27 protein-coding genes are annotated in these 23760 nt (G+C 64.5%); 10 read left to right on the top strand and 17 right to left on the bottom strand.

Annotation, left to right across the window (positions count from 1 at the left end; all coding sequences use genetic code 11):
• The first annotated feature begins 31 nt into the window (after positions 1 to 31).
• The gene (locus tag AB7008_RS32020) at positions 32 to 787 is read left to right on the top strand and encodes an alpha/beta fold hydrolase (RefSeq protein WP_028154719.1); all 756 of its coding nucleotides are present in this window, start codon (positions 32 to 34) and stop codon (positions 785 to 787) included.
• Here the strand turns inward: AB7008_RS32020 and AB7008_RS32015 are convergent.
• Positions 773 to 2149 carry a hypothetical protein gene (locus AB7008_RS32015; protein WP_304490403.1) on the bottom strand — a complete coding sequence of 459 codons (1377 nt, stop codon included), beginning with the start codon at positions 2147 to 2149 and terminating at the stop codon, positions 773 to 775. The two genes, AB7008_RS32020 and AB7008_RS32015, sit on opposite strands and share 15 nt — an antisense overlap.
• 277 nt (positions 2150 to 2426) lie before the next feature.
• Here AB7008_RS32015 and cysE point away from each other — a divergent pair, with 277 nt between their 5' ends.
• Positions 2427 to 3251: a serine O-acetyltransferase gene (gene cysE / locus AB7008_RS32010; RefSeq protein WP_014494283.1), complete on the top strand. Its 825-nt coding sequence runs from the start codon at positions 2427 to 2429 to the stop codon at positions 3249 to 3251.
• 121 nt (positions 3252 to 3372) lie between these two features.
• Positions 3373 to 3591 carry a DUF3126 family protein gene (locus AB7008_RS32005; protein ID WP_007602550.1) on the top strand — a complete coding sequence of 73 codons (219 nt, stop codon included), beginning with the start codon at positions 3373 to 3375 and terminating at the stop codon, positions 3589 to 3591.
• A 40-nt stretch (positions 3592 to 3631) separates the two neighbouring features.
• Here the strand turns inward: AB7008_RS32005 and AB7008_RS32000 are convergent, their stop codons facing one another.
• Both AB7008_RS32000 and AB7008_RS31995 read right to left on the bottom strand, forming a co-directional pair.
• Complete coding sequence (locus AB7008_RS32000) at positions 3632 to 4087, bottom strand: PaaI family thioesterase (RefSeq protein ID WP_244464161.1); 456 nt, start codon at positions 4085 to 4087, stop codon at positions 3632 to 3634.
• Positions 4088 to 4099: 12 nt separating this feature from the next.
• Positions 4100 to 4807 (bottom strand): hypothetical protein, encoded by a 708-nt coding sequence (locus AB7008_RS31995; protein ID WP_212453635.1) that lies wholly within the window; start codon positions 4805 to 4807, stop codon positions 4100 to 4102.
• Positions 4808 to 5030: 223 nt separating this feature from the next.
• Between AB7008_RS31995 and AB7008_RS31990 the strand changes: the two genes are divergently transcribed.
• Both AB7008_RS31990 and AB7008_RS31985 read left to right on the top strand, forming a co-directional pair.
• Positions 5031 to 5360 carry a DUF6949 family protein gene (locus AB7008_RS31990; protein ID WP_014494286.1) on the top strand — a complete coding sequence of 110 codons (330 nt, stop codon included), beginning with the start codon at positions 5031 to 5033 and terminating at the stop codon, positions 5358 to 5360.
• An 80-nt stretch (positions 5361 to 5440) separates the two neighbouring features.
• The gene (locus tag AB7008_RS31985) at positions 5441 to 5971 is read left to right on the top strand and encodes a gamma carbonic anhydrase family protein (protein ID WP_041958647.1); all 531 of its coding nucleotides are present in this window, start codon (positions 5441 to 5443) and stop codon (positions 5969 to 5971) included.
• On the opposite strand, the gene AB7008_RS31980 is transcribed toward AB7008_RS31985, so the two are convergent.
• Positions 5968 to 6132, bottom strand: coding sequence for a hypothetical protein (locus tag AB7008_RS31980; protein ID WP_441260091.1), 165 nt, complete (start codon positions 6130 to 6132; stop codon positions 5968 to 5970). The two genes, AB7008_RS31985 and AB7008_RS31980, sit on opposite strands and share 4 nt — an antisense overlap.
• 158 nt (positions 6133 to 6290) lie before the next feature.
• Between AB7008_RS31980 and AB7008_RS31975 the strand changes: the two genes are divergently transcribed.
• Together AB7008_RS31975 and AB7008_RS31970 are read left to right on the top strand one after the other, a co-directional pair.
• The gene (locus tag AB7008_RS31975) at positions 6291 to 6596 is read left to right on the top strand and encodes a hypothetical protein (protein ID WP_304490352.1); all 306 of its coding nucleotides are present in this window, start codon (positions 6291 to 6293) and stop codon (positions 6594 to 6596) included.
• Between the two features lie 103 nt (positions 6597 to 6699).
• Positions 6700 to 7074, top strand: a complete 375-nt coding sequence (locus tag AB7008_RS31970) for a hypothetical protein (protein ID WP_264621304.1) — start codon at positions 6700 to 6702, stop codon at positions 7072 to 7074.
• Positions 7075 to 7295: 221 nt separating this feature from the next.
• On the opposite strand, the gene AB7008_RS31965 is transcribed toward AB7008_RS31970, so the two are convergent.
• From AB7008_RS31965 to AB7008_RS31940, 6 genes are all read right to left on the bottom strand, one after another.
• Positions 7296 to 7787: a hypothetical protein gene (locus AB7008_RS31965; protein ID WP_028154725.1), complete on the bottom strand. Its 492-nt coding sequence runs from the start codon at positions 7785 to 7787 to the stop codon at positions 7296 to 7298.
• 177 nt (positions 7788 to 7964) lie between these two features.
• On the bottom strand, positions 7965 to 8696 hold the full coding sequence (locus AB7008_RS31960) for an aspartate/glutamate racemase family protein (RefSeq protein ID WP_441260090.1): 732 nt from the start codon (positions 8694 to 8696) through the stop codon (positions 7965 to 7967).
• Between the two features lie 20 nt (positions 8697 to 8716).
• Complete coding sequence (locus tag AB7008_RS31955) at positions 8717 to 9595, bottom strand: ABC transporter permease (protein ID WP_028154727.1); 879 nt, start codon at positions 9593 to 9595, stop codon at positions 8717 to 8719.
• Between the two features lie 3 nt (positions 9596 to 9598).
• Positions 9599 to 10558 (bottom strand): ABC transporter permease, encoded by a 960-nt coding sequence (locus AB7008_RS31950; RefSeq protein ID WP_441260089.1) that lies wholly within the window; start codon positions 10556 to 10558, stop codon positions 9599 to 9601.
• 4 nt (positions 10559 to 10562) lie between these two features.
• Entirely contained in the window at positions 10563 to 11852 is a 1290-nt protein-coding gene (locus AB7008_RS31945; RefSeq protein WP_014494295.1) for an ABC transporter substrate-binding protein, read from the bottom strand.
• A gap of 42 nt (positions 11853 to 11894) precedes the next feature.
• Entirely contained in the window at positions 11895 to 12881 is a 987-nt protein-coding gene (locus tag AB7008_RS31940) for an ABC transporter ATP-binding protein (protein WP_028154729.1), read from the bottom strand.
• A gap of 268 nt (positions 12882 to 13149) precedes the next feature.
• Between AB7008_RS31940 and AB7008_RS31935 the strand changes: the two genes are divergently transcribed.
• On the top strand, positions 13150 to 13857 hold the full coding sequence (locus AB7008_RS31935) for a GntR family transcriptional regulator (protein WP_041958632.1): 708 nt from the start codon (positions 13150 to 13152) through the stop codon (positions 13855 to 13857).
• A 14-nt stretch (positions 13858 to 13871) separates the two neighbouring features.
• Here AB7008_RS31935 and AB7008_RS31930 read toward each other — a convergent pair whose 3' ends face one another.
• The gene (locus AB7008_RS31930) at positions 13872 to 14093 is read right to left on the bottom strand and encodes a hypothetical protein (RefSeq protein ID WP_152621383.1); all 222 of its coding nucleotides are present in this window, start codon (positions 14091 to 14093) and stop codon (positions 13872 to 13874) included.
• 342 nt (positions 14094 to 14435) lie between these two features.
• Between AB7008_RS31930 and AB7008_RS31925 the strand changes: the two genes are divergently transcribed.
• Positions 14436 to 15794: an amidohydrolase family protein gene (locus AB7008_RS31925; RefSeq protein ID WP_441260088.1), complete on the top strand. Its 1359-nt coding sequence runs from the start codon at positions 14436 to 14438 to the stop codon at positions 15792 to 15794.
• Between the two features lie 451 nt (positions 15795 to 16245).
• A complete protein-coding gene (locus AB7008_RS31920; protein ID WP_441260087.1) occupies positions 16246 to 18009 on the top strand; it encodes a CYTH and CHAD domain-containing protein in 1764 nt (587 codons plus the stop codon).
• A gap of 117 nt (positions 18010 to 18126) precedes the next feature.
• Here the strand turns inward: AB7008_RS31920 and AB7008_RS31915 are convergent, their stop codons facing one another.
• The 6 genes from AB7008_RS31915 to AB7008_RS31890 form a co-directional block, all read right to left on the bottom strand.
• Positions 18127 to 18750 carry a transglutaminase-like cysteine peptidase gene (locus tag AB7008_RS31915; protein WP_038958898.1) on the bottom strand — a complete coding sequence of 208 codons (624 nt, stop codon included), beginning with the start codon at positions 18748 to 18750 and terminating at the stop codon, positions 18127 to 18129.
• A 330-nt stretch (positions 18751 to 19080) separates the two neighbouring features.
• Positions 19081 to 19692: a PilZ domain-containing protein gene (locus tag AB7008_RS31910; RefSeq protein ID WP_028154094.1), complete on the bottom strand. Its 612-nt coding sequence runs from the start codon at positions 19690 to 19692 to the stop codon at positions 19081 to 19083.
• Positions 19693 to 19760: 68 nt separating this feature from the next.
• Complete coding sequence (locus AB7008_RS31905; protein WP_441260086.1) at positions 19761 to 20927, bottom strand: MFS transporter; 1167 nt, start codon at positions 20925 to 20927, stop codon at positions 19761 to 19763.
• 51 nt (positions 20928 to 20978) lie between these two features.
• The gene (locus AB7008_RS31900; RefSeq protein ID WP_441260085.1) at positions 20979 to 22226 is read right to left on the bottom strand and encodes an MFS transporter; all 1248 of its coding nucleotides are present in this window, start codon (positions 22224 to 22226) and stop codon (positions 20979 to 20981) included.
• A 142-nt stretch (positions 22227 to 22368) separates the two neighbouring features.
• Positions 22369 to 23166, bottom strand: a complete 798-nt coding sequence (locus AB7008_RS31895) for an alpha/beta fold hydrolase (RefSeq protein WP_441260084.1) — start codon at positions 23164 to 23166, stop codon at positions 22369 to 22371.
• A gap of 37 nt (positions 23167 to 23203) precedes the next feature.
• Positions 23204 to 23683: a GNAT family N-acetyltransferase gene (locus AB7008_RS31890; RefSeq protein ID WP_441260083.1), complete on the bottom strand. Its 480-nt coding sequence runs from the start codon at positions 23681 to 23683 to the stop codon at positions 23204 to 23206.
• Positions 23684 to 23760: the final 77 nt, after the last annotated feature.

Here is a 23760-nt window from a genome sequence, read left to right as displayed (position 1 = left end):
GGCTCTCCCCCTCAAGACCACGGAACTGCTGATGCCGAGCTTTCACAACGGCGCCGTTGAAATTGCCTATCTCGACGAAGGCGAGGGCGATCCGATCATCCTGGTGCACGGCTTTGCCTCGAGCAAGAACGTGAACTGGGTCTATCCGACCTGGGTCTCGGAACTGCGCAAGAACGGCCGCCGTGTCATTGCGCTCGACAATCGCGGCCATGGCGAAAGCGCAAAGCTCTACGAGCCCACGCAGTACTCGATCCCGACCATGGCCGGCGACGTGCTCGCGCTGATGGATCACCTCGCGATTCCGCAGGCCGACATGATGGGCTATTCGATGGGCGGACGGATGACGGCCTGGCTCTCCCTCAACGAGTCGCAGCGCCTGCGCTCGGCGATCCTGGGCGGCATCGGCATCGGCGGACTGATCGAGGGCACCGGGCCCGGCGAGAACGTCGCGAAGGCGCTGGAGGCGCCCTCGCTCGACGACGTCACCGATCCGGTCGGCCGCACGTTTCGCGCCTTCGCCGATCAGACCCGTTCCGACCGTCGTGCGCTGGCCGCGTGCCTGCGCGGCACCCGCGACCTCATGACGAAGGAAGAGGCCGCGCGCATCGACGTGCCCGTGCTGATTGCGGTCGGCAGCATCGACGACGTCGCAGGATCCGCCAGCGCGCTCGGTGCCATCATCCCGGGATCGGAAGTGCTCGACATCCCCAACCGCGACCACATGCGTGCGGTCGGCGACAAGGTCTACAAGACCGGCGTGCTCGACTTCCTGTCACGCCGCGGCTGAGGTCGCGTCGCCAGGCTGGTCGTCATCGAGACGACGCGCCAGCGCCATCAGCACCACGAAGGTCGCGACCCACACCATCCGTGCGCCGTAGCGGTCGTGCGGGCCCGAGATCACGCCGCAGATGAAGGCGTTGCCGAGCAGCGCCAGCGTGACGGTTGCTGCCAGCAGCGTCAGATCGTCGAGCCGACGGCTTGCGAGCGCATGCGCCAGCAACCCGACCAGCGCCAGCATCGAGGTCAGCGCGACGGGAACGTGCAGCCAGTTGACGTGATCGAAATCGAGGCCGTGATTCTGTTGCCGCGCCGCGCGCATCGGCACGACCTGCGCCGGGATGTAGCGCTCGATGATGCCGTAGGTGTGCCCGATCCAGACACTGGTGCCTTCGCCGGTGGCCACATGCAGCAATTGCTGGCCCATCGCCCGCAACGCCGCGCCGGCCTGCCACGCCGGATAGTCGGCGAGCGAATGCACGACGATGTAACCCATCTCGTCATTCATGCCTTCGAAGCGGCCGAGCGTGTTGAACATGCTCTTGCCCCACAGGAACTCGTCGGCGGTCGCCGGCAATTGGTTGCGATAGGGACAGAGCTTGTAATGCTCGCGCGGGCAATGATCGTTCAGGAAGCGCGCGACGATACCGTCCTGCATCATGCGTCCGAAAGCGACGCCATAGCCGCCGGGCGTCCAGGCCCATTTGCCCGACAGCGCATGGTTTGCCGACACCAGCATCAGGCCGCCCGCGACGATGGTGAGGCTTGCCTGCGCCAATCCGGCGAGCGGCAGGCGGCTCCGCAGGAACGGCCGCACCATCCAGCCGGCGGCGCAGAGACCGAGCAGCACGCCAAGTGTGGCGCTGTGGGTAGCAGCGGCAAAGGCGGTGAAGATGAACAGCGAGATCTTTTCGAGGCCCGACGTCCGGCTCGCGCCGACGACCAGCAAGAACAGGGACAGGATCGAGAGCCCCGCAAAGATGTCCGTGAGCAGCATGCTCGCGAGCCAGGGCAGCGCGGTCGACAGGGTCAGGCAGAGGCTGATCGCGACGAAGCGAGATGTCTGCATCAACCCGAGTACGCGCAGCGTCAGTTGCAACAGCCACAGCGTCACCAGCGACTGGCCTGCGAGATTGATCCAGAAGCCGAAATTCTCGCCGTAGTGCAGATAGAGGCCGAACACGGTGGAGCGGCTCGGGACCAGATAGCCCTCGTACCAGCGCGCCAGATAGCCGCCGGTATCCCATTGCAACAGCGGATAGCCGTTCCAGAACGCCGGCGCGATCAAGAGGAGGGGTAGTCCCACCGCCGCCAGCCGCAGCCAAAACGAGCCCGTGGCGCCCGCGCGCAATTGGTCGGTGGTGATGCTCAAATCCGCTCCGTCGTGTTCCCCGACCATGCCCGCAATAGCCGTCGAGGCGGAATTCACCAATAGTTTGACGCCGCCCGGCTTGAATTTGGCAAAACCCTGACCATTTTGAGCCGACCTCGCCGCCTGGGGGCGTCAGAAGAAATTGTTGTGTTTCAAGGCGTTGGCGTGCTTTCGCGGAGCAACTCACTGTTCACTCTCAGGCAAGCCCGTCGGGACTTCGTCGGCTAGACTGTGGTATAGAGCCAGCAAAATGAGCCAATTCGAAAGAGCAGATCCTATGGCAGTTCATCAGGTCAGTCCGGGAGGAAAGCTCGCAACGCTCGATCCGATCTGGGATCGGATCCGCGGCGAGGCGGAGGACATCGTCCATCGCGAGCCGGAGCTCGCGACCTTCATCTACTCGACGGTGCTGCATCACAGTCGCCTGGAAGATTCGGTGATCCATCGTCTCGCCGACCGGCTCGATCATTCCGCGCTGTCGGGTGATCTCGTTCGCCAGACCTATGACGAGGCGTTGCGCGAGGCTCCCGATCTCGGCAACGCCTTCCGCGCCGATCTCGTCGCCGTCTACGACCGCGATCCCGCGACGTCGCGCTTCATCGACCCCTTGCTCTACTTCAAGGGCTTTCACGCCATCCAGACCCATCGCCTCGCGCACTGGCTCTATCTGAAGGGCCGCAAGGATTTTGCGTATTATCTCCAGAGCCGCGCGTCCGCGGTGTTCCAGACCGACATCAATCCCGCCGCGCGCATCGGCCGCGGCATCTTCCTCGACCACGCCACCGGCTTCGTCTGCGGTGAGACCGCGGTGATCGAGGATGACGTCTCGATCCTGCACGGCGTCACGCTCGGCGGCACCGGCAAGGAGAACGAGGACCGTCATCCGAAGATCCGTCACGGCGTGCTGATCGGCGCCGGCGCAAAGATCCTCGGCAACATCGAGATCGGCCATTGCGCGCGCATCGCCGCCGGCTCGGTCGTGGTCAAGCCGGTGCCGCACAACGTCACGGTTGCCGGTGTGCCCGCCAAGATCGTTGGTGAGGCCGGCTGCGCCGAGCCGTCGCGCACCATGGATCAGATGATCAACGCGATGGGACTTTGAGCGAGAGAAAAGGGCCGGATTCTCCGGCCCAGCTCGTCCCCAAATTCTTTGGCAATTCATGCTGGCGGTTCGTCGCGTCTCGTCCTAAAACCCGCCGACCAATTTCGATCGGAGACTTGCCGTGGACGTCAAAGAAGTCAGAAAGCTGGACGCGTATCTGAAGCGCGTATTCGGCAATCCCAAGATCCGCGTCGTGCCGCGGCCGAAGAAGGATGATTCCGCCGAGGTCTATATCGGCGAGGAGTTCATCGGCGTGCTCTTCGTCGATGACGAGGATGATGATCGCTCGTTCCAATTCCAGATGGCGATCCTCGAGGACGATCTCGTCGATCAGGAATAGTCTCGCGCCTGACGGCGTCGCGCGCGTCGCGACGCCGCACCTATTTCTTCGATAGAATGCGCAGCCGCGCCGTGGCATCAGCGACAATGATGCTGTCCGCATCGACGAGCTCGGCTTGCACGACCATGTCGCGATCCGTCCGTTCTATGACCCGAGCCCTTGCCGTGATCGGTCCAACTGCTGCGGGCTTCAGGAAGCGCGTGTCCAAGCTCCTTGTGACCACGGTCAGGTCAGGAGGAAGCGCGGCCAGCGCGCAAATCCCTGTGGCGGAGTCCAGCATCGCCGCCAGGAAGCCGCCCTGGATCGTGCCATGCCTGTTGGTGAACGCGGGCTGAGCGTGGAAGCGGATCAAGGCTTGCCCGCCCTCGTCAAAGCCGAGCCATTCGCGCCCCAACAATTGGGCGCCCGGAGGCAGGTTTGCTGCTGCATCGGTCACGTCGATCACCGCGCTTGATGTTGTCGGCGACGAGCCTATCAGCCGGTCAATGCGGCGCAAACCGATCCGCGCTCATCCCTTTGGCCCGCGCAGCTGCGCTGACAGCCGGTCCAGCGCTTCCGCGACATCGCGCCATTGCGACAGCCAGCTGCGCGGAAAGCGGAAGGTGAGGTCGGCGCCGCCGACGCGGCGCTCGGAGAGACACATGCCGGGTGTCGCCGCATCGCGCGTGCAGCGTGCGGTCAGCGCGGGGCTTGCGGCGGAATAGAAGTCCTCGCTGCCATAGGGCGTGTCGGCGCGGAACATCCGCATCGTCAGTCCGTCCGCCGCATTGGTCGCGGCCTGGTCGAGATAGCGCGGATAGATCGTGGCTGTTCGCTGCTCCGGCGCCAGCGCATCGTGATGCGCCGATATCGACAGGAAGACACGGTCGATCGGTTGCATCGCCTCTTCCACGGTGTCGGCGGTGACATGTTTCGGTGCGCCCGGCGGCTCAAGCGAAGGGTAGAGGAAGTCGAGATCGATGCGCTCCTGCGGCCCGGAGTGCCGCTGGATCTTCATCCGGATCGCGGTCGTGGGAACGTTGAACAGCGTGCCGCCGACACTCACCGGCAGCCGGTCCGGCGCGTTCGCGCCGCCCGAGCCCCAGGTCGGCCACAGCAAATAGGCGACGAGCGCCACCGCGCCCAGCGCCGCAGTGCCGCCGAGCACGATCGGGACGACATGCGCCCGAGGGTGCGTCCTGGAGGACCGAAGGGGAGCTGCCGAAAACATCGTCATGAGCTTGCGCAAGTCGAACCGGGAAGTCGGCCGGTGGCCGACGAATCAGCGGCGAATATGCCATGCGGCGGCGAATTCGCGGAGCGTTCCCGGCCGCCGGGACGGGGGAGGGCCCTGCGCGGATCGGCCACCGCTGTTAACCTTCTCTTAAGGATAATGTAGCGTTAACCGGCACTCTTTGTCACAGGAAGGCTCCGGCGTTGCGTAAGGGCGGACCGTTCCGATGACACCTGAAGCCTTCAATTCTCTGTTCTCGATCTGCATCGGTTTCGCACTCGCGGGCGCGCTCGTGAACGGATACCAGGCGTTTGCGCAACGGCCCGCCGGCTTCGGCCTGTTGCAGGACGGCGTGGCGCCGAAGACGTTCGCCGCGGTTCCGTTCCTGGTGTTCGCGGCGCCCTTCATCATCATGCGCAACACGCTGCGCGGCATGCGGGTGGAAAGCCGCCGCGTCGAATTCGTCATGATGGCGACCGTCATCGCCGGCTTCTGGAGCATGATGAGCGGCACCTTCTTCCTGATGACGCTACGCGCCGCCGGCGTTCTGGTCTGACAGGGCTGCGTGGCGCGGCGGCCCTTTGCCTCCGCGCCGCCGTTTCGCTATGGCTGGGGTCGACGCGACAGGAGAACCCCATGGCGATCTACGAGCTCGACGGACAGGCACCCGATCTTCCCGCCGACGGGAATTACTTCATCGCCGAGACCGCGACCGTGATCGGCCGCGTGCGCCTGAAGCCGGGTGCGAGCGTCTGGTTCGGCGCGGTGCTGCGCGGCGACAATGAGTGGATCGAGATCGGCGAGGGCGCCAATGTGCAGGATGGCTCGACCTGCCACACCGACCTCGGCTTTCCCCTGGTCATCGGCAAGAACTGCACCGTCGGCCACAACGTCATCCTGCACGGCTGCACGATCGAGGAGGGCGCGCTCGTCGGGATGGGCTCGATCGTGATGAACGGCGCGAAGATCGGCCGCAACAGCATCGTCGGCGCGGGCTCGGTCATCACCGAGGGCAAGGAATTTCCCGAACGCTCGCTGATCATCGGCTCGCCCGCGCGCGTGATCCGCACGCTCGATGATGCCCAGGTGCAGAAGATGGGGAGTGCGGCGAGGTTCTACGTGGCCAACGGCCCGCGCTTCCAGAAAGGCCTGAAGCGGATCGGCTAGCTGCCTTCGGACTCGCGGGCTGCCATGGAGCCCGCAATCTTCTCGTGGCCCGCCGACCACAGCGCATGCTCATCGCTGCCGTCCGAGCAGGGATTGGCTTCGGCCGGGATGTTTTCGCGCGCGGCGCGTTCGCCTTCTGCAAAAGGATCGCGATCGGTCATCGTGATTTGGCCTTTCTCGCTTTGGAACGCGCAGCCCGCTTGGCAGGGTCCTTGTTTGCGCTGATCGCGCCTCCATCCCCGCATTCAAGCTGATGTGACGGGATTTGTTCCGGAACGCGCCCTGGGCGGGACCGTTGACAGCCAAAGGAGCATTCCCGATGGCCCCGTCGCCTGCAAATACTTCAATCAAGACCTTGATCGTGATCCTCAGTCTCGCCGCGATGCCGGCGGTGTCGTTCGCGCAAACGACCGGCGGCGCGACCGGGTCCAGCGGATCGGCGGGAGGCGTCGCCAACTCCCCGGCGCCGCCGCCCGGCACCAACAGCCTCGGTACGGCACAATCATCCGGCGCGTCCCGCGGGGACACCAGCGGCGCGGCCACGGGCGGGTCTGCCGATGCCGCCGTCAATGCTGAGAACGAGCTGCTCGACCAGAAGATGAAGGGCATCTGCCGCGGCTGCTGATGCTCGCGCGGAAGTGAGACAGTGAGGCTGTCAGGAAGGCGCGGGTAACGTTAGCTTGGTCCTGCTTTGAAGCGTGGAACGTCTCCACGCGGAGGATCGAGTGATGTTACGGAAGATGATGATGGCGGCGCTGGCCGTTGCGGCAGTCGGCTTGTCGGCGCCGCAGGCGGCTGAGGCGCGGGGCGGTTTCGGCCATGGTGGCGGCGGCTGGGGCCACGGCGGCGGCGGCTGGGGCCATGGCGGCGGCTGGGGCCATGGCGGTCACTGGCGCGGCGGCGGCTTCTGGCCCGGAGTGGCGATCGGGGCAGGTCTCGCCGGCGCCGGCTACTATGGCGGCTATTACGGCTACGGTTACGGCGATCCCTATTACTATGGTACCGGCTATGACGACGGCGGTTACGGCGGCTGTTACGTGGTGCGGAAGCGCGTCATGACGCCGTCCGGTTGGCGTGTCCGCAACGTGGATGTCTGCGAATAGCGGCCACGAGGCTCAGTCAGACTACCGGGCCAGATCTGCCAAAAGACTGGACCCACTAAAGAACAAGGCCGTTGACGCAGTATACCGTCAACGACCTTGCCAGCCCCGGACATTGAAATCGGCTCACGCCATCCGGTAACCGCCAGCATGACGCGGAATCATACGGGGGAATGTGATCCAGTTCACATGTGGAAAAATTTAAGTCGCAGACCCTGACCCGGCTAGCCGCGCGAGCGCTTGCGGGCGCTGGCGTGGACACGGCGCGACGGTTTCCTGCGGGTAACCGAGGGTGTCTCCGCTTCCGTGGCCCGGGCGCTGGCAAAGGACTGCCGAAGGCTGTCGATGGACTCGTTCAGCGTCGTGACCTGCTCGGACAGTCGCTTGGTGTCGGCCTGCTGGAATGCGAGCAGCTTCTTCACCGTCTGGAGCTGGTCCTGCACGACCTGGAGCTGGTCGATCGATTCCTGCTGGGTCGCCTCCAGACCCTTGGTCTTCTCGACGAGTTGCTCGGAGGCCTGCGCCGTGCGGGCCTGGAGCTGCCGCGACGCCACCACCCGGTCGGTCTCAGGAGTTGCACCGGTATAGGCGCGCCAGATCGCGATCGAGGTCACGCCGGCGATGAGGAGCAGGAGGGCTGCGGCGGTCAGCGCAATCGGCTGGGCGCCAAGGCGAAGGAGGGGGTTGGACGGCCTGTCCTGGGCGAGATCGATCATCGCTGACAAAACCCAAATTGAAACTTGGTGAGTGGCGAAGTGCGGCAACCCGAGGTCGCCGGGACGTCCCGAAAGTGTTACCATTCAGCAACAAATGGGACCAAAAAGAGGCTAACGGCAAAAAACCAGCAATCAGTTGGTCTTGAGGCCCTTGAAGGTCGCCGAAAAGAGCCGGGATCAAGGCTGGAACGGCGAAAACGGTCCGGAATAGGTCTTCGAGCGCGGCGCCGCATAGGGCCCGAGCCGCGAGGTCTTCAGTCCCAGCCGCACCAGTGATTCTGCCAGCGTGACCGCCGCGGCGACGCCGTCGACCACGGGCAGGCCATGTGCGGCGGCGAGCTCGGCGGCGAGGTCAGCCATGCCGGCGCAGCCGAGCACGATGGCTTCCGCCCGATCGTCGCGGACCGCGGCGGTGATCTCCGCGGAGATCTTGCCGAGAGCATCAGTATTGCGCTCCTCGAGCGCGAGCACCGGGACCTCGGCGGCGCGGACGCGAGCGCAGCGCTCGGCGAGACCGTATTTCCGCAAATTATGCTCGATCGGCACGATCGAGACACCGAGCGTCGTCACCACGGCAAAGCGCGCCGCGATCAGGCTCGCCATGTGGAAGCCGGCTTCGCCAATGCCGATCACCGGCGCTTTCGCGGCGGCACGCGCGGCGTCGAGGCCGGTGTCGTCGAAGCAGGCGATGATGTGGGCGTCGGCACCGTCGCGGTCGGCGTCGCGGATGCAGCCGAGCATGCCAGGCACGGCGAAGGCCTCGTCGTAAAAGCCCTCGATCGAGACCGGGCCCATCGCGGGCTGGCGCGCGTCGATCAATGTGTTGGGCAGGGCGACGCTGCGTGCTGCAGCGGCGATCTTCGCCGTCATCGGCGCGGTGGTGTTGGGATTGACGACGTGCAGTCGCATCAGTTCAGACAAGCCCCTTGTCAGACGAGCCCTTGGCCGGCATCCGAGCCCTTGGCCGCCTGCCGTTTGTTGAGCATGTGGATGGTGCCGAGTGCAAGGGCGATCACGGTGAACGACACCGCCGAGATCACGGTGCCGAGCGCATAGATGTCGGGGTTCGTCACGGTGGTGGTGAGGCCCTGGAGATCGAGCGGCAGCGTGTTCACCGCCCCGATCGCCTGGCTGGAGCGGGCGAGCTCGTCCCAGGACAGCGTGAAGCCGAACAGGCCGATGCCGATCACGGAGGGCAGGATGATCGGCAGCACGACATGACGGAAGGCCTGCCACGGCGTCGCGCCGAGATCGCGCGCGGCTTCCTCGAGCCTGGGATCGAAGCGGTTGAAGATCGCGAACATGATCAGCAGGCCGAACGGCAGCGTCCAGGTCAGGTGCGCACCTAAGCCCGAGGTGAGCAGGCCCATCGAGGTCTCGAAGTTCTCGTTCCAGTGTGCCTTGATCAGGTCGTCGATGATGCGGAATTCAAGCGAGATGCCGAGTGAGGTGATGATCGAGGGCACGATCAGGCTCGCGATCGCAGAGTAAAACAGAATGCCCTGCGCCTTGAACTTGCGGCGGAAGGCCATGCCGGCGGCGACCGACAACACGACGGTCACAACCATCACGATGACGCCAAGCAGCAGCGAGCGGCGGAAGGCCGCGCCGAGATCGACGATGCCGGTGCCCTGGAACAATTTTGCGATCCAGAAGGTCGACACGCCGTTCATCGGGAAGGTGAGGCCGCCCTGCGGGCCCTGGAACGACAGGACGTAGATCGCGATCATCGGGCCGTAGAGAAACAGCACATAGGCCGCGAAGAAGATCGCGAGCACGTAGAACGAGCGCGGGCGTCCTTCCTTCATGCTCTAGAGCTCCTTCTTGATGTCGACGATGCGCGACATCATGGTGATGATCAGGAAGGTGATGATGAGCAAGATCACGGCATTCGCGGCCGCGGCCGGGAATTGCAGCGCGTTCACCCGCGTCTCGATGATCTTGCCGGCCGCCGCGATCTGCTGGCCGCCCATCACGCCGATGGTGATGAAATCGCCCATCACGATGGTGATGACGAAGATCGAGCCGATCACGATGCCGGGCTTGGAGAGCGGGATGATAACGTTGACCAGCGTCTGGAAGCCTGTGGCGCCGGCATCATAGGCCGCCTCGATCAGCGACTTGTCGATGCGGATCATCGAATTGAAGATCGGCACCACCATGAAGAAGGTGAAGAGATGGACCAGCGCCAGCACGACGGAGAATTCGGAGAACAGCAGCCATTCCAAGGGGTGGTTGATCAGCCCGCTCTTGACCAGTCCGGAGTTCACGAGGCCGTTGCGTCCGAGCAATGGGATCCAGGCGATCATGCGGATCACGTTGGAGGTCCAGAACGGGATCGTGCAGAGCAGCGACAATCCCATCTGCCAGGTCTTGGACTTGACGTGGAAGGCGAGGAAGTAGGCAACCCAGAAGCCGATGAAGAGCGTGATGACCCAGACCAGGAAGCACAGCTTCAGCGTCTTCAGATAGGTCTTGGCGATGGTGCAGAGCTCGGGGAGCTGCGCGATGCAGCCCTCGAACGTGTCGGTGTAGCCACGGCCGGAGAAGGCCGGCAGCAACTGGTATTCGTTGTAGTTCCAGAACGAGACGATGACGACGAAGACCAGCGGGATCAGGAAGAAGGCGAGAAACACCAGCATCATCGGCCCGGCCTGGAGCCAGGAGATGAAGGAGGGCGACAGGCGCGTCGCTTTCGCGGCGCGCGCCGTGCCCGACCCCGGGATCAATCCCGGGGACGCCTGTTGCAGGATGTCCTCCGACGTGTCCATCACGTTACGCCGCGATAAACTCGTTCCACTTGCGGACCATGTAGTCGTTCTCGTCCATCACGGCGTTCCAGCAGGCGACGCCGCCCATGCGGTCCTCGTAGGAGCCACCGTCGCGCACCGCGCCGGCCTTCTCGAGCAGCGAGCCGTCGGGCGCCTTGATGTCCTTCTCGGCCGGCTTGCCTTCCATCCAGTACGCCCACTCGTAGGGCTCCATATGCGCCTTCGCGGTGGAGAGCACGGCGGAGTAGTAGCCCTGGCGGTTGAGATAGGCGCCGGCATAGCCGGACAGGAACCAGTTCACGAACTCATAGGCCCATTCGAGCTTCGCACCGGAAACGCCCTTGGAGACGCAGAAGCCCGAGGCCCAGGAGCGATAGCCTTCCTTCAACGGCTGGAAGGTACAGGCGATGCCCATTGAGCGGACCTTGGTCACCGCCGGCGACCACATCGACTGGATCACGGTCTCGCCTGACGCCATCAGGTTGACGCTCTCGTTGAAGTCCTTCCAGAAGGCGCGGAACTGGCCGGCCTTCTTGGCTTCGGTCATCACCTTCATGGTGAGATCGATCTCTTCCTTGGTCATGTTGCCCTTGTCGGCATATTTGTACTTGCCGGTGGCTTCCACGACCATCGCGGCATCCATGATGCCGATCGAGGGGATGTTGAGGATCGAGGCCTTGCCCTTGAATTCGGGATTGAGCAGCTCCGACCACGAGCTGATCGGGCGCTTGATCAGGTCGGGACGGATGCCGAGCGTGTCGGCGTTGTAGACGGTCGGGATCAGCGTGACGAACTCGGTCGCCGACGTCGCGAACTTCTTGGAGTCCTTGCCTTCGAGATAGAGCACCTTCCAGGGCGCCGTGCCCTGGCCGCCGATCTTTTTACCGCCGGGCGTCTCGCCCTTGGTGAAGACCGGCGTGATGTTGTCGAATTCCTTGATCTTCTTGGCATCGAGGGCAAGGATGTTGCCCGACGGCACGATCTTCTTCAGCGAGAAATATTCGGTGTCGAGCACATCGAAGGAGTTGGGCTGGGTCATCACCCGCTTGGTGACGTCGTCGGTGGTCGCGGTGATGTATTCGATCTTGATGCCGGTGTCCTTGAGGCACTGCTTGGAGATGTCGTCGCCTTCGTTCACGGCGGTGCCGAGATAGCGCAGCACCTTCGCATCGGCCGATTTCACATAGGGGAAGCCGGTGATGGCGCCGGAGCCGGCGGCGAGGCCCGCGAGACCCGCGGTGCCCTTGAGCAGCGTGCGGCGGCTGACGCCCTTCGTCCTGGTGGTCTCGGTCATATCAGTCACTCCTCTGTTGCGCATTCCAGTGATCGATCGGCGCTATTGCAGGCGTTGCGCCTTGGCGGGATCCCAGGTGGCCAGCACGCGATCGCCCGGACGGAACGGGTGGACGTCGAAGGCGGCCTCGGGAAGGTGGGAGAACAGGGGGGTGCCGTCGTCGAGCGTGAGCGAGACGGCGATGTAGGAGCCCTGGTACTCGGTCTGGGTCAACAGCGCCGGCGCGCCGAACGCGCCGTCAGTGAACGGCGCGATGCCGAGCTGATCGGCGCGCACGGCGATGAGGTTTCCGGCATCGCTGAGGACGTTGTGGCCACCGATGAAGCGCGCCACGAATTCGGTGCGGGGGTGGTGGAAGATGTCGCGCGCGGCGCCCTGCTGCTCGATCCGGCCCTGGTTCATCACCACGATGTGGTCGGCGAGCGCCATCGCTTCTTCCTGGCCGTGGGTGACCTGGATGAAGCTGATGCCGAGCTCGCGCTGAAGGCGCTTCAGCTCGCCGCGCATCTTCACCCGCAGGAACGGATCGAGTGCGGAGAGCGGCTCGTCGAGCAGCAGGATCTGCGGCTCGGTGATCAGTGCGCGAGCCAGCGCCACGCGCTGCTGCTGGCCGCCGGAGAGTTGGGCCGGAAGCCGGCCCGCATAGGGTGTCATCGCCACCAGCTCCAGCAATTCGCCGGCGCGCTTGTGCCTGGTCGTGCGGTCGACGCCGCGCATTTTGAGGGCAAACGCCACGTTGTCCAGCACGGTCAGATGCGGAAACAGCGCGTAGGACTGGAACATCATCGCTGTGCCGCGCTTGGCGGGCTCGAGGTTGGTCACGTTCTGCGCACCGAGGATGATGTCGCCTTCGCTGACCGCCTCATGGCCCGCGATCATCCGCAAGGTCGAGGTCTTGCCGCAGCCGGAGGGACCGAGCAGGCAGCAATAGGTCCCGGCCGGGATCTTCAAATTGACGGTGTCGACCGCCAGCGTCGTGTCGTAGCGCTTGGTGACGGCGACCAGTTCGAGAGCGGCGGGAGTGGCCATGGCGTGTCCAAGGGAGGGGCGATGCTCCCGTCTCTCCGCAAGGTCCGTGCCAACCGCCCTTGGCCGGCTGAATTCCAGAACTGTGCAGCAGAGTCAGGTCGTTAGATCGAATCCGCCGCCTTCGGCCGTCCCAGCACCCGTCTGCCTCGCTGCACACAAAACGGGCGCGGATTGTATAAACTTTTGCCTGTGATTGGATACAGGTCGTCGACTAACATTCAAGGCCGAACGTCGCCGATCGAGCCCTCACACCCAACCCTTCGAACTGATGGCCGCCAAAACTCACCCGAAATCCGACGCGCCAGATGCGAGCGATCGCGTCAGCCGCATCAGGGAGGGGGTGACCGCCGCGATCCTCGAGCATCGCCTGCTGCCCGGGACGAAGCTCGGCGAGGACGAGATCGGCGAAATCTACGGCGCGAGCCGCACGCTGGTCCGTACGGCGCTCCAGCAGCTTGCGCATGAAGGCATCGTCAACATCGAGAAGAACCGCGGCGCCTTCGTCGCGCGGCCGACGCCGGGCGATGCCCGCGAAGTGTTCGAGGCGCGCCGCCTGATCGAGCCGACCATCGTCGATCACGCGATCGATGCGGTGTCACCGGCCTGGATCGATCGCCTGCAGCAGCATCTCGCCGAAGAGCGCGAGGCGGAGCAGCGCGGTGACGCGCGCGCCTCGGTCCGGCTCTCCGGCGAGTTTCATCGTCTCGTCGCCGAGATGAGCGGCCACAGCATCTATCTCGGCTTCCTGAAAGAGCTGATCGCGCGCTCCTCGCTCATCATCCTGCTCTACCGCCGCCACGACACGCCGGCCTGCGGCACCGATCATCACGCCGGCATCGTCGCCGCGATCCGCAAGCGCGACAAGCAGGCTGCGCGCGTGCAGATGTTGTCGCATCTAGACGAGATCGAGGCCGAGCTGTTCCTGAAGGATCCCGCCGCCGACGAGCTGCGGCTCGCCGACGTGCTGGGCGTGTGACCGCCTGCCATCTGTCAGAACGGACGTTCCTGATTTCGCCTCATGATCTTGAGCACCAGCAGGACGGCTCCAAGGACCAGCAACAGCACGCCGACGAAAGTCGTGCCGCTGTATTCGAACGTCACGCCGACGGCCGTCAGCAGGCATCCCAAGATGATTGTGAAGAGTCCGCCGAGCTTCTTGGCCAGCAGGATGCGTCCGTCACTCGTTTGCGCCACCATATTATGCCTCGTCATTTGAATTCTACAGACGACCGTAAGCCCCTCCTACCCAGTGGCTCAAGTCGCGTAGACCGCGCAGGATCGTACTCCCGAGCGAGAGAGTTGCAATCTACCGTTGCTGGCGGGTCGAAATCGATAGTGCGTTTTGATTTGAGTTCGACGCGAGTGCGACAGGCGCACTTACCTATTCACCTGCCGAACTTGATGGGCGCGCTTCTCTTCGCGTCCGTATGGCTGATTTGCAAAAACTCCCTGTGGTTGCAAATTGACTCGATGCGGTTTGCAGGCATCAATCCATAGCTGCATCGCGCGGCGTCGGCTGGCTGGCGTTCGCCCGGATCTGCGTGGAGATTGGACATGTGGGGTTTGACCACGCCGGCCGGACTCTTCAGGGCCACCGCGTTGCTTATCTCGATTGGGATAGGCCTCGACAGTCCGTCCTCCGCACAAGGCCAGCAAGACTCCGCCGTCCTGCTCCGCAACGTCCGGATATTCGACGGAAAAAACGCCGCGCTCTCGGCAGCGTCCAACGTCCTGATCAGGAACAGGAAGATCGAGAAGATTTCGACCACCGACATCACGGCCGTCGCCCAAGTGATCGACGGCGGCGGTCGCGTGCTGATGCCGGGGCTGATCGACGCGCATTGGCATGCGATGCTGGTGCGCCCGACGCCGATGGCCGCGCTCGCGGGCGATGTCGGCTACAACAATCTTCTCGCCGCCAGCGAGGCGACAGCGACGCTGATGCGCGGCTTCACGACCGTGCGCGACATGGGCGGACCTGCGTTCGGGTTGAAGCAGGCTATTGACGAGGATCTCGTCGCCGGCCCCCGCATCTATCCGTCCGGCGCGATCATCACCATCACCGGTGGCCATGGCGACTTCCGGCAGCTCTCCGATCTGCCGCGGACCATTGGCGGCATGCTCAGCCGCATGGAGCGGATCGGCGGCAGCATGGTCGCCGACAGTCCGGACGAGGTGCGCGTGCGGGCGCGCGAGCAACTGATGCAGGGCGCCTCGCAGGTCAAGCTCACGGCGGGCGGCGGCGTCGCGTCGCCCTTCAGTCCGCTCGACGTCTCCACCTTCACCGAGCCCGAATTGCGCGCGGCCGTCGAAGCCGCCGACAATTGGGGCACCTACGTCGCCACGCACGCCTATACGCCGGTCGCGATCCAGCGCTCGATCGCGGCCGGAGTCAGATGCATCGAGCACGGTCATCTCATGGACGAGGCGAGCGCGAAGCTGATGGCGGAGAAGGGAATCTGGCTCAGCACCCAGCCGTTCCTGGATATGTCCATGGCTGCCGCGCTCGGGCCTTCGGAACAGGACAAGATGCGGCAGGTGGTCGCCGGCACCGACCGTGTCTATGCGCTGGCGAAGAAATACGGCATCAAGACCGCTTTCGGCACCGATGTCCTGTTCTCGAAGGCGCTGGCGGACAGGCAGGGCGCGATGCTGGCAGCGCTGACACGCTGGTATACGCCGGCCGAAGCGCTGACGATGGCGACGTCAACCAACGCCGAACTCTTGAGCCTGTCGGGCCCGCGCAATCCCTATCCCGGCAAGCTCGGCGTGGTGGCGGAAGGCGCGCTCGCCGATCTCCTGCTGGTCGACGGTAATCCGCTCGACGACATCAAGCTGGTCGAAGATCCCGCGAAGAATTTTGTGGTGATCATGAAGGACGGCAGGATCTACAAGAACAAGCTCGCGCACTGACGCGCGCTGGGCTGGTGTGAGCCCGCGAGATTCAATCGCTTCTAGTCTCGCTCGTCAGGAACCGGCTTTCCTGGCCGGGAGCCTTTTGCGATCGCCGGGGGCGCTGGAGGCCGCGCGGGGCTTGTCACAGTCTCCGGCCTGTCATCATCGGAGGCGTGACTTCTGAGCGTCTCCAAAACCAGAAAGAATTTTTCTGCTAGCATGAGTCAAGCTCGCTGACGCGTTCATCTCGGTTTCGAGAACGACGAGATTCGCTATCAATTCGATCACTTACTGTACGCGGCGGCAATTTAATTCGTCACGCCAGACGAATTATGACAGTCCTGCCTGATCTTTAGCGTCGAGCGTGTCGCATGTGGACGATGATGCGTTGCGACGTAACGTTACTATTCCTTGCGGGCCTGACGAGCTATATGCTGCGTTCTGTCATCAAACCGTCATGTCACCGGAAATGTTGAAATCAGACGCTACGCCGGCTCGCAAAACCATGAGCGCGCCGGATGGGAATCCTGTCCTCAGGGACAGGAACAAGAGAACGCAAGTCGTCGCCGGCTTCCTCAGGCAACGTGACGCAGCCGAGCCCGACCCGGAACATGCGATCGTCGAGGGCGCTGTGATTGATCAGACGCCATCGCAAGACACGACGCCTGCACCGGAGCCAGCCCAGTCCGGCACTGCTGCGCGTCCCACCGGTGAGATCGAGCTCAAGCTTCTCGCCGATGCCGATCGCATGGCGCATTTCAACGCTGCGCCGGTCATCACGGCCAACGCGCGCAACAAGGGCACGCGCAAGCATCTCAAGTCGGTCTATTACGACACGCCCGATTGCCTGCTTCGGCGCAATGGCCTGAGCCTGCGTGTCCGCCAGAGCGGCGGGCGCTTCGTGCAGACCGTGAAGACGGACGCCGCGGACGATCCGCTGCGCCGTGGCGAATGGGAGGCGAGCGTGTCGTCGCTTGCGCCCGATCTCGCTCTGGCGATGCCCTTCATTCCGGAGAAGCTTCGTAGCCACCTCGTGACTCAGCCGCTCGAAGCCGTCTTCACCGCCGACATCCGTCGTCATGCGAGGATGATCGACTTGCCGTCCGGCACGGTCGAAATCGCCTTCGATCAAGGCGAGCTGACGGCTGGCGATCGCTCGATGCCGGTGAGCGAGATCGAGCTTGAGCTGAAGAGCGGCAGCGCCAGCACGATCTACGACGTCGCGCTGCGGCTCGCGGAGCAGGGCGCGGTGAAGCCGTCCATCCGGACCAAGTCGGCGCGCGGCTTTGATCTTGCCGCCGACAAGCCGCCCCCGGCACGTCGCCCACGAAAACTTCGCCTCGATGCGTCGGTCACGCTCGACGAGGCCTTCGCCACGATCCTGCGCTCCTGCTTCCTTCATCTGCTTCAGTCGCTGCCGGCCGCCGAGGACGGGCGCAACCCGGAAGGCGTGCATCAACTCCGCGTCTCGCTGCGCCGGCTGCGATCGGCGCTCGACCTGATGCGATCGGTCGGTGCGCTCAGCAATCTCGACGCGCTGCGGACGGAAGCCAAATGGCTGGCGCAAGACCTGTCCGCTGCCCGTGATTGGGACGTGTTCCAGCTCGACACCTTGCCGACGATCGCACAGGCCTGTCCGTCGGTCGACGGCTTCGATGCGCTGGGCCGGGCTGCGGCCGAGCGCCAGTCGGACGCCTATCGCAAGGCGCATGATGCGCTCGACGATCGCCGCTGCGCCGTGTTCCTGATCGGCCTCGGAAACTGGATCGAGACGCGAGGCTGGCGCAACGACGTTGCCGCCGAAGATCTCGGCCAGCTCGCCGAACCCGCCGTCGACTTCGCGCGGCGCATCTTGTCGGAGCAGTACGCCAAGGTGCTCAAGCGCGGCCGCCGCTTCAAGTCGCTTCCTGCAGAAGAGCTGCACCGGGTGCGGCTCGCGACCAAGCGGCTGCGCTATCTCAGCGAGTTCCTGCTGCCGCTGTACGAGGATCGCAAGTCCGCGAGAAAATTCTCGCGCAGGCTCGCAGCCTTGCAGGAGGAGCTTGGCGCATTCAACGACATGGCGGTCACGGCATCGCTGCTCGATGGGCTCGGTACTGAACCCGACAGCGCCATCGCGGCCGCGGCGATCGCCGGCTGGCAGGCACGTGCATCGATCGGCGCGCAGCCCGCTTTGCAACGCACGTGGCGCGATTTCACCGCCGCGCGCGTGCCCTGGTCGTCGCAGGGCTGATTGCTCTTCCCAAAAAAGTTGCGGCCAGCCATTGGGGGATGGCTGGCCGCGCGCGAACCGGTCTGGGACGGGGAGGGGTGGGGATGTGACCGGGCCGCGTAACTCGTTTCCTGACTGCTAGTTCTTGGCGCTGGCGGTGGAGACCGCCGGCTTGGTGTCGCCGAGCGAGACCCAGACATTGGGATCGCTCTGTGACTGGCGCTTGACGAAGCGGTAGCCGGTCTCCGTCCAGGCAACGACGTTCTCGTTCTGATTGTCGAGAACGAACTCGCCCTTGTCGGTCTTCACCGTCAGCACCGCGTGCCCTTCGCCCTTCTTGTCCCGCACGACGGTGATGAGCAGGGCCTCGCGCGGCCATCCGGCATCGATCAGCATCTTGCGCTTCAGCAGCACGTAGTCTTCACAATCGCCGTAACCGTCGGTCGGCAGCGACCACTTCTCGATCACGCCCCAGTGCTCCTGGTCGGTCAAAGGCTTGACGGTCTCGTTGACCCAGCGATTGACCTTGACGAGGTCGCGCCATGCGGCCTGCGACATCACGATGTCGCGCGGTTGCGTCGGCGCGCCCTGGCACTGAGCGGCATTATCCGCGCAGAACTCGACCCAGCCGATCGGCGCACGCGTGGTGTCGCCGAGGCTCGCGTAGAGCAGACGGCTTTCACCGGCCTGCGCTGCCGCGCTGATCCCGAAGAGCATGGCAGCCAGCGCCAGCCCTTTCCCCTGTCCCCTGAAGTCCAACATTGCGGCCCCCGTTTCTTGTTGGGACCACATTTCGCATGGAGCTTTTGAGTTGGCGCTAAGTCAGCCAAGTCAAGTCGAGACGAATGCAAGTAAAAGGCGCGATGAATTCGATCTATACTTGAATCTAATTCGACTAAGATTTGAAATAACTTCAATTGATTCAAATTTTATCTATTAACGCGGAAACGCTGGCGGAACCGTTGTTTGCACGCACACGCAGCCCTCGCGTTAACCCGCGCGAGGCGGTCGCCGAACACGAAAAAGGCGGCGTCCGCATCGCGGAGGCCGCCTTCAGGGCTGGAAATACAGGCGTTTTGGCATCGTCGCGCTTTACCGCGCGGTAACGCTCTCTTCGAGAGTCTCGATCGGCTGCTCGTGCATGAACTCCAGCGCGAAGCCGTCCTCGAGGTTTCGCACCACGCGGCCCTGGACCCGGCCGAGCAGCACGATCGATTTCAGCGGCGGGCGGTTCTCCGCGGCAATGGCGGCACCGGACAGCGAGAGGTCGATGATGCGGCAGGTCATCTTGGTGCCGTCCTCGAGCGTCAGCACCGCGATCGGGTTGCGCGGCACGATACGGTCGTGGCGGCGATCTTCCGGCAGATTGAGGATATCGCGGTTGGCAAGCCAGGTCAGCTGTGCCGCCAGCTTGTCGCGCTTGCGCGGCGTCGCCCCGACCGTCATGGCGAAACCGTTGTCGATGATGCGGGTGATCTTGCCCTCGACCCGGCCGATATGGTCGAGATAGGCGACCACGCGGTCGCCGACATTGCCGATGCCGGGGGCCAGAAGCGCCAGTCCGCCCGGCGACATGTTGATGACCTGGCAGGGGAATTCCCGGCGGTCCGGCAGCATGTAGCGGCCGAGCAGGTGGACCTTCACCCGCTGGAAACGCCGTCGTTCCTCGGCGGCCGGAAGAAATTTTTTGTTCGCCAACGCCATTTTCACAACCCGACCCCCCGCCTGGCGGAGTCCGGCACGACCCTAAGGTGCACAGGGTTAATGCCGCGTTAGGATTGGGTGCGTCGATTACGGACAGACACAATGCGCTCGAAAAGCCACATCAGCGGCGGGCAGGCCAGCACCGTCAGCGCACCGAGGTCGAGTGCAACCGCGGCCGTTCCGGCCGATTTGGCCAGCCGGCCGGCCACCGCCGGCCCCAGCATCATCGCGGCATAGAACAGAGTGTAGAACACGCCCATGCCGATCGCCCTTGTTTCCGGCGCGAGCACGCGGGCGGCCAGGCTCGTGATCGGGCCGGCCGGATGGCCGCCGAGCAGGCCGATCAGGACGAGGACCGTGATCACCGCATCCGATCGCGGCAACCAGGCCAGCAGGGCGGCCACGATGAGGCTGGCCGCGGTCGCGAGCGTGAGCGGCCGCTTGAAGCGGTCGGCGAGATAGCCGCCTGCTGGCACCGAGATCACCGACAGCCACATCACGAGGCTGATCGCGGAGCCTGCCGCCGCAATGCTCCAGCCGCGTTCGGCGAGCAGGGAGGGGCCGAACGAGAAGATCATGGCGAAGCCGACATTAAAGAGTCCCCAGATCAGGCCCGCGACGATCACCGCCAGCAGCGCGAGGGGATCGAGCCGGCCCGGGCCGGCCGCGCTGACTGTGGCTCCCGGCGGCGACTGATAGAGCGTGATCAGCACAATACCGATGGCCGTGAGGGCGCCCGCCGCCAGGAACACCGCGCTTGCGCCATAGGCCGTGCCGATCGCCGGCAGCACCAGCAGCGAGATCGCGACGCCGGCCGGCCAGGAGTTGACGAAGATCGCCATCGCGGTCGCGATCTCCTTCCCGGCGAACCAGTCGGTGCCCATCTTGGTGAGCTGCACCGTCAGCAGCACGCCGCCGGCGCCGGAGACGAGCCGGCCAGCCATCTGCCAGCCCCAGATGTCGGTGGTGGCCATGACGAGGCTGCCCGCGGTCATCAGCAGCAGCGCCGCGATCGTCGTCGGCTTGTCGCCAAGGGTCCGGCCGATCGCGCCGCCCGGCAGCGCCAGCACGATGCCGGGGGTGAAATAGAGTCCGATCAGGATGCCGATATCGGCAAGCCCGACGCCAAAGGTCTGTTGCAGCAACGGCGCAACCGCGGCCACGCTCTGGAACTGGAACGCGATGGTGAGGCGCACGACGAACAGGATCGCAAGAATGCCCCAGCGATTGCGCAACGCCTCATCTCCTCAGGCCCATCTCGAGGGTGCGGTGGGGAGGGACGAGAGTCAACCGGCTGTCTTCCTCGTCGCGCGCCCAAAGAGAAGACACAGCAGTGCCAGCAGCACCGCGGCCGAGAGCCCGAGCGACCAATGAATGCCGATCGCCGCGCCGAACAGGCCGACGGTGATGCCGCTGAAGGCCCGCATCCCGAGCCCGGCCATGTTGTAGAGCCCGACGACGCGGCCGCGGATGTCGTGCGGCGCGTTCAACTGCACCAGCGCCTGCGCCATGGTGTTGAAGGACAGCTCGAAGAAGCCCGCAAAGAACAGCAGCACGATCGCGACCGGATAGATCCGCACCGCGGCGAAACCGAGCAGCGCCACGCTCCACAGCATCGCGAGCATGATCGCGGTGCGCGGCGTGCCCTTCAACCGTCCCCAGGATTCCAGCGCGATGCCGGCGAGCAGCGCGCCGGCCGCATCGGCCGCGAGCAGCACGCTGTAGGAGACGCCGGGATCGCCGTGGCCGAGATCGCCGGCAAAGCCCGGCATCTGGGCGTGATAGGCATTGCCGATCATGAACGAGGTGAGGCCGGCGAGCCACGTCATCGCAGTCAGCACCGGCTGCGTGCCGATGGCGCGCATCGTCAGCACGATATCGGCAAGGCCGCGCACGGCGAAGCGCCGCACCGCGACGCTCTTGTCGCGCACCGGCGCCCAGAACAGCCACAGCAGCATCGGCAGGTAGAACAGCGTGTTGAAGATGATGCCGTGCGAGGTGCCGAGCGTGAGCATGATGACGCCGCCGACGGCGGGCCCGACCAAGATGCCGAGATAGCGCGCCATCGCATTCAGCCGCACCGCGCTCGGTAGATCCGCGGGGCCGACGAGGTCGTAGAGCAGCAGCTGGTTCGGCGTCTGCCACAGCACGCCGGCGCAGCCATGGATCACCAGCAGCAGCATCGCGTGCCACATCTGGATGGTGTCGGTGATGAAGAAGAAGCCCCATCCGGCCGAGGCCACGATGAACAGCAGCATGCCGCATTGGATGATGCGCCGGGGATCGAACCGGTCGGCGAGCCCGCCGACCGCGACCGAGAACAGCAGGAACGGCAGCCAGTGCGACAGCACGGCAAAGCCCCCCAGCGTCGGCGAATGGAATTTCTGGAACACCACCCAATAGCTGATCACATGCTCGATATTGTCCGCCATCATCGCCAGCACGTAGGCGATGAACTGGAGCCGGTACGGCACCGACTTCATCGCCGCGAACGATCCGGACGCGACAACAGGATTTTGGGGCAGGGGGTTCAAGCGATCACCAGGGTGAGACCCTTGGGGCCATACACGTTCGCCGCGAGCCGCTCAAGACACTTGGATGTGTGTCCGTAGCCCGCAATCCGGGACCGCCGGCCCCGTATTCCGCAGAGCTCCATGCGGGCTACGAAGCAGTGCGTCACGCGATCTCGGTCGCCAGAAACGACCTGACCGCCGCAGCAAACTCATCCGGCTTGTCATATGGCAACCCATGGCCCGCATTCGCGATCACCTCATAGCGGAGGTGCTGATTGAGCCCCTGCAGCTCCCGCGCTGTCTCGACCGAGACAACGCCATTGTCTCCGATGACAAGCAGGCTCGGCACAGCAATGGTTTCGACAAGCTCGCGATAATCCGGGTTTGGCGGCGTGAGCACCTCGAAGGCGCTGATCTCCGTCCGCAGCCGCGCATCGATGATCAGGTCAAGCAGTTCGGATGAGCGGTGCGGATGCCGCCGCCGGGCCTCGGCCAGCGCCTCGTCCTTGTCCCGAGCGAGAAGTCGGCGATGCTGCTCGGCGACGTCGCTCCGGTAAACCTCGCGCTGGCGCTCCGGTGCCAGGAAAGTCGGATCGGCGAGGATAACGCTGCGAATGGCCGTACCCATCTCGCTCGCAACCACGGCGGCGGTCATGCCGCCCATGGAATGGCCGAGCAGGATCGGGGCAGTCAGCCCGAGCGCGTCAATGAGGCCGATGACGTCGTCTGCGAGATCGCGGTACAGATACCCGCCGGGCGGTGCGCTCGACGCGCCATGTCCTCTCGCAGAGGGCATGATGACGTCGTAGCCGTCCTCGAGAGCGCGCGCCAACGGTGTCCAGCAGGCGCCGCTTCCGGTCAGTCCATGCAGCGCAATCAGCGCAGGCTTGTCGTCCCCGGTCCGTAAATAATGGATGTCGGTGTCATTTGCCGCGCAGGTGCGGCTCGTCCAGTTTGTCATTCGCAACGACTGTCAAAGAATCAACGCCGACACCATCCTACCCCAGCGCCTTGACGTACACCGCATACGGCACGCCCAAAATATCCGGCGCCTCGCGAACCCTGGTAAACCCCATCCGCAGATACATCGGCAGCGCGACCGTCATGATCGGCGTCGTGTGCAGGGAAATGGCCGGCGACTGGTCGCGCTCGGCGCGGCGCAGGCATTCTTCGGTCAATTGCCGGCCGATGCCCTTGCCGCGCCCGGCCGGATCGACCACCAGCATGCGGATGACCGGCCAGGCCGGATCGAAGAAGGCCGGCTTCGGGGCTTGCGGCCCGACATAGGCGACGGCGCCGACGATCTGGCCGCCATCCTCGGCGACGATGATCTCGCCGGTCTTGGCAAGCTCAGGCATCTTCGCGACATGGGTCGTAAACAACGGCCAGTCGGAATAGTCCTGCTCGAACTCCGCGAATGCCGCGAGAGCGACACGCACGATCGCTTCCGCATCCGCTGGCTGATAGTCACGTAGCATCGACGTCGTCCTTGTCCGTAGCCCGGATGGAGCCAACGGGTCGGCGCTAAGCGCCGCCCGATGACAGGCTCCGCGCA

The organism is Bradyrhizobium sp. 521_C7_N1_3, assembly GCF_052075975.1.
GTDB classification, from domain to species: domain Bacteria; phylum Pseudomonadota; class Alphaproteobacteria; order Rhizobiales; family Xanthobacteraceae; genus Bradyrhizobium; species Bradyrhizobium japonicum.
Note: the sequence above shows the minus strand (reverse complement) of the source record. Positions and strands in the feature narration are given on the sequence as shown.

Bases quoted from the DNA above. Each gene is read 5' to 3' on its own strand.
- AB7008_RS31950 (WP_441260089.1), bottom strand. From the start codon at position 10,558: ATGGACACGTCGGAGGACATCCTGCAACAGGCGTCCCCGGGATTGATC.
- AB7008_RS31965 (WP_028154725.1), bottom strand. From the start codon at position 7,787: ATGATCGATCTCGCCCAGGACAGGCCGTCCAACCCCCTCCTTCGCCTT.
- AB7008_RS31940 (WP_028154729.1), bottom strand. From the start codon at position 12,881: ATGGCCACTCCCGCCGCTCTCGAACTGGTCGCCGTCACCAAGCGCTAC.
- AB7008_RS31985 (WP_041958647.1), top strand. From the start codon at position 5,441: ATGGCGATCTACGAGCTCGACGGACAGGCACCCGATCTTCCCGCCGAC.
- AB7008_RS31895 (WP_441260084.1), bottom strand. From the start codon at position 23,166: ATGACAAACTGGACGAGCCGCACCTGCGCGGCAAATGACACCGACATC.
- AB7008_RS31920 (WP_441260087.1), top strand. From the start codon at position 16,246: ATGTTGAAATCAGACGCTACGCCGGCTCGCAAAACCATGAGCGCGCCG.
- AB7008_RS31995 (WP_212453635.1), bottom strand. From the start codon at position 4,807: ATGACGATGTTTTCGGCAGCTCCCCTTCGGTCCTCCAGGACGCACCCT.
- AB7008_RS31990 (WP_014494286.1), top strand. From the start codon at position 5,031: ATGACACCTGAAGCCTTCAATTCTCTGTTCTCGATCTGCATCGGTTTC.
- AB7008_RS31980 (WP_441260091.1), bottom strand. From the start codon at position 6,132: ATGACCGATCGCGATCCTTTTGCAGAAGGCGAACGCGCCGCGCGCGAA.
- AB7008_RS32020 (WP_028154719.1), top strand. From the start codon at position 32: ATGCCGAGCTTTCACAACGGCGCCGTTGAAATTGCCTATCTCGACGAA.
- AB7008_RS31945 (WP_014494295.1), bottom strand. From the start codon at position 11,852: ATGACCGAGACCACCAGGACGAAGGGCGTCAGCCGCCGCACGCTGCTC.
- AB7008_RS31925 (WP_441260088.1), top strand. From the start codon at position 14,436: ATGTGGGGTTTGACCACGCCGGCCGGACTCTTCAGGGCCACCGCGTTG.
- cysE (WP_014494283.1), top strand. From the start codon at position 2,427: ATGGCAGTTCATCAGGTCAGTCCGGGAGGAAAGCTCGCAACGCTCGAT.
- AB7008_RS31960 (WP_441260090.1), bottom strand. From the start codon at position 8,696: ATGCGACTGCACGTCGTCAATCCCAACACCACCGCGCCGATGACGGCG.
- AB7008_RS31910 (WP_028154094.1), bottom strand. From the start codon at position 19,692: ATGGCGTTGGCGAACAAAAAATTTCTTCCGGCCGCCGAGGAACGACGG.
- AB7008_RS31970 (WP_264621304.1), top strand. From the start codon at position 6,700: ATGTTACGGAAGATGATGATGGCGGCGCTGGCCGTTGCGGCAGTCGGC.
- AB7008_RS31890 (WP_441260083.1), bottom strand. From the start codon at position 23,683: ATGCTACGTGACTATCAGCCAGCGGATGCGGAAGCGATCGTGCGTGTC.
- AB7008_RS31935 (WP_041958632.1), top strand. From the start codon at position 13,150: ATGGCCGCCAAAACTCACCCGAAATCCGACGCGCCAGATGCGAGCGAT.
- AB7008_RS31930 (WP_152621383.1), bottom strand. From the start codon at position 14,093: ATGACGAGGCATAATATGGTGGCGCAAACGAGTGACGGACGCATCCTG.
- AB7008_RS31975 (WP_304490352.1), top strand. From the start codon at position 6,291: ATGGCCCCGTCGCCTGCAAATACTTCAATCAAGACCTTGATCGTGATC.
- AB7008_RS31915 (WP_038958898.1), bottom strand. From the start codon at position 18,750: ATGTTGGACTTCAGGGGACAGGGGAAAGGGCTGGCGCTGGCTGCCATG.
- AB7008_RS31955 (WP_028154727.1), bottom strand. From the start codon at position 9,595: ATGAAGGAAGGACGCCCGCGCTCGTTCTACGTGCTCGCGATCTTCTTC.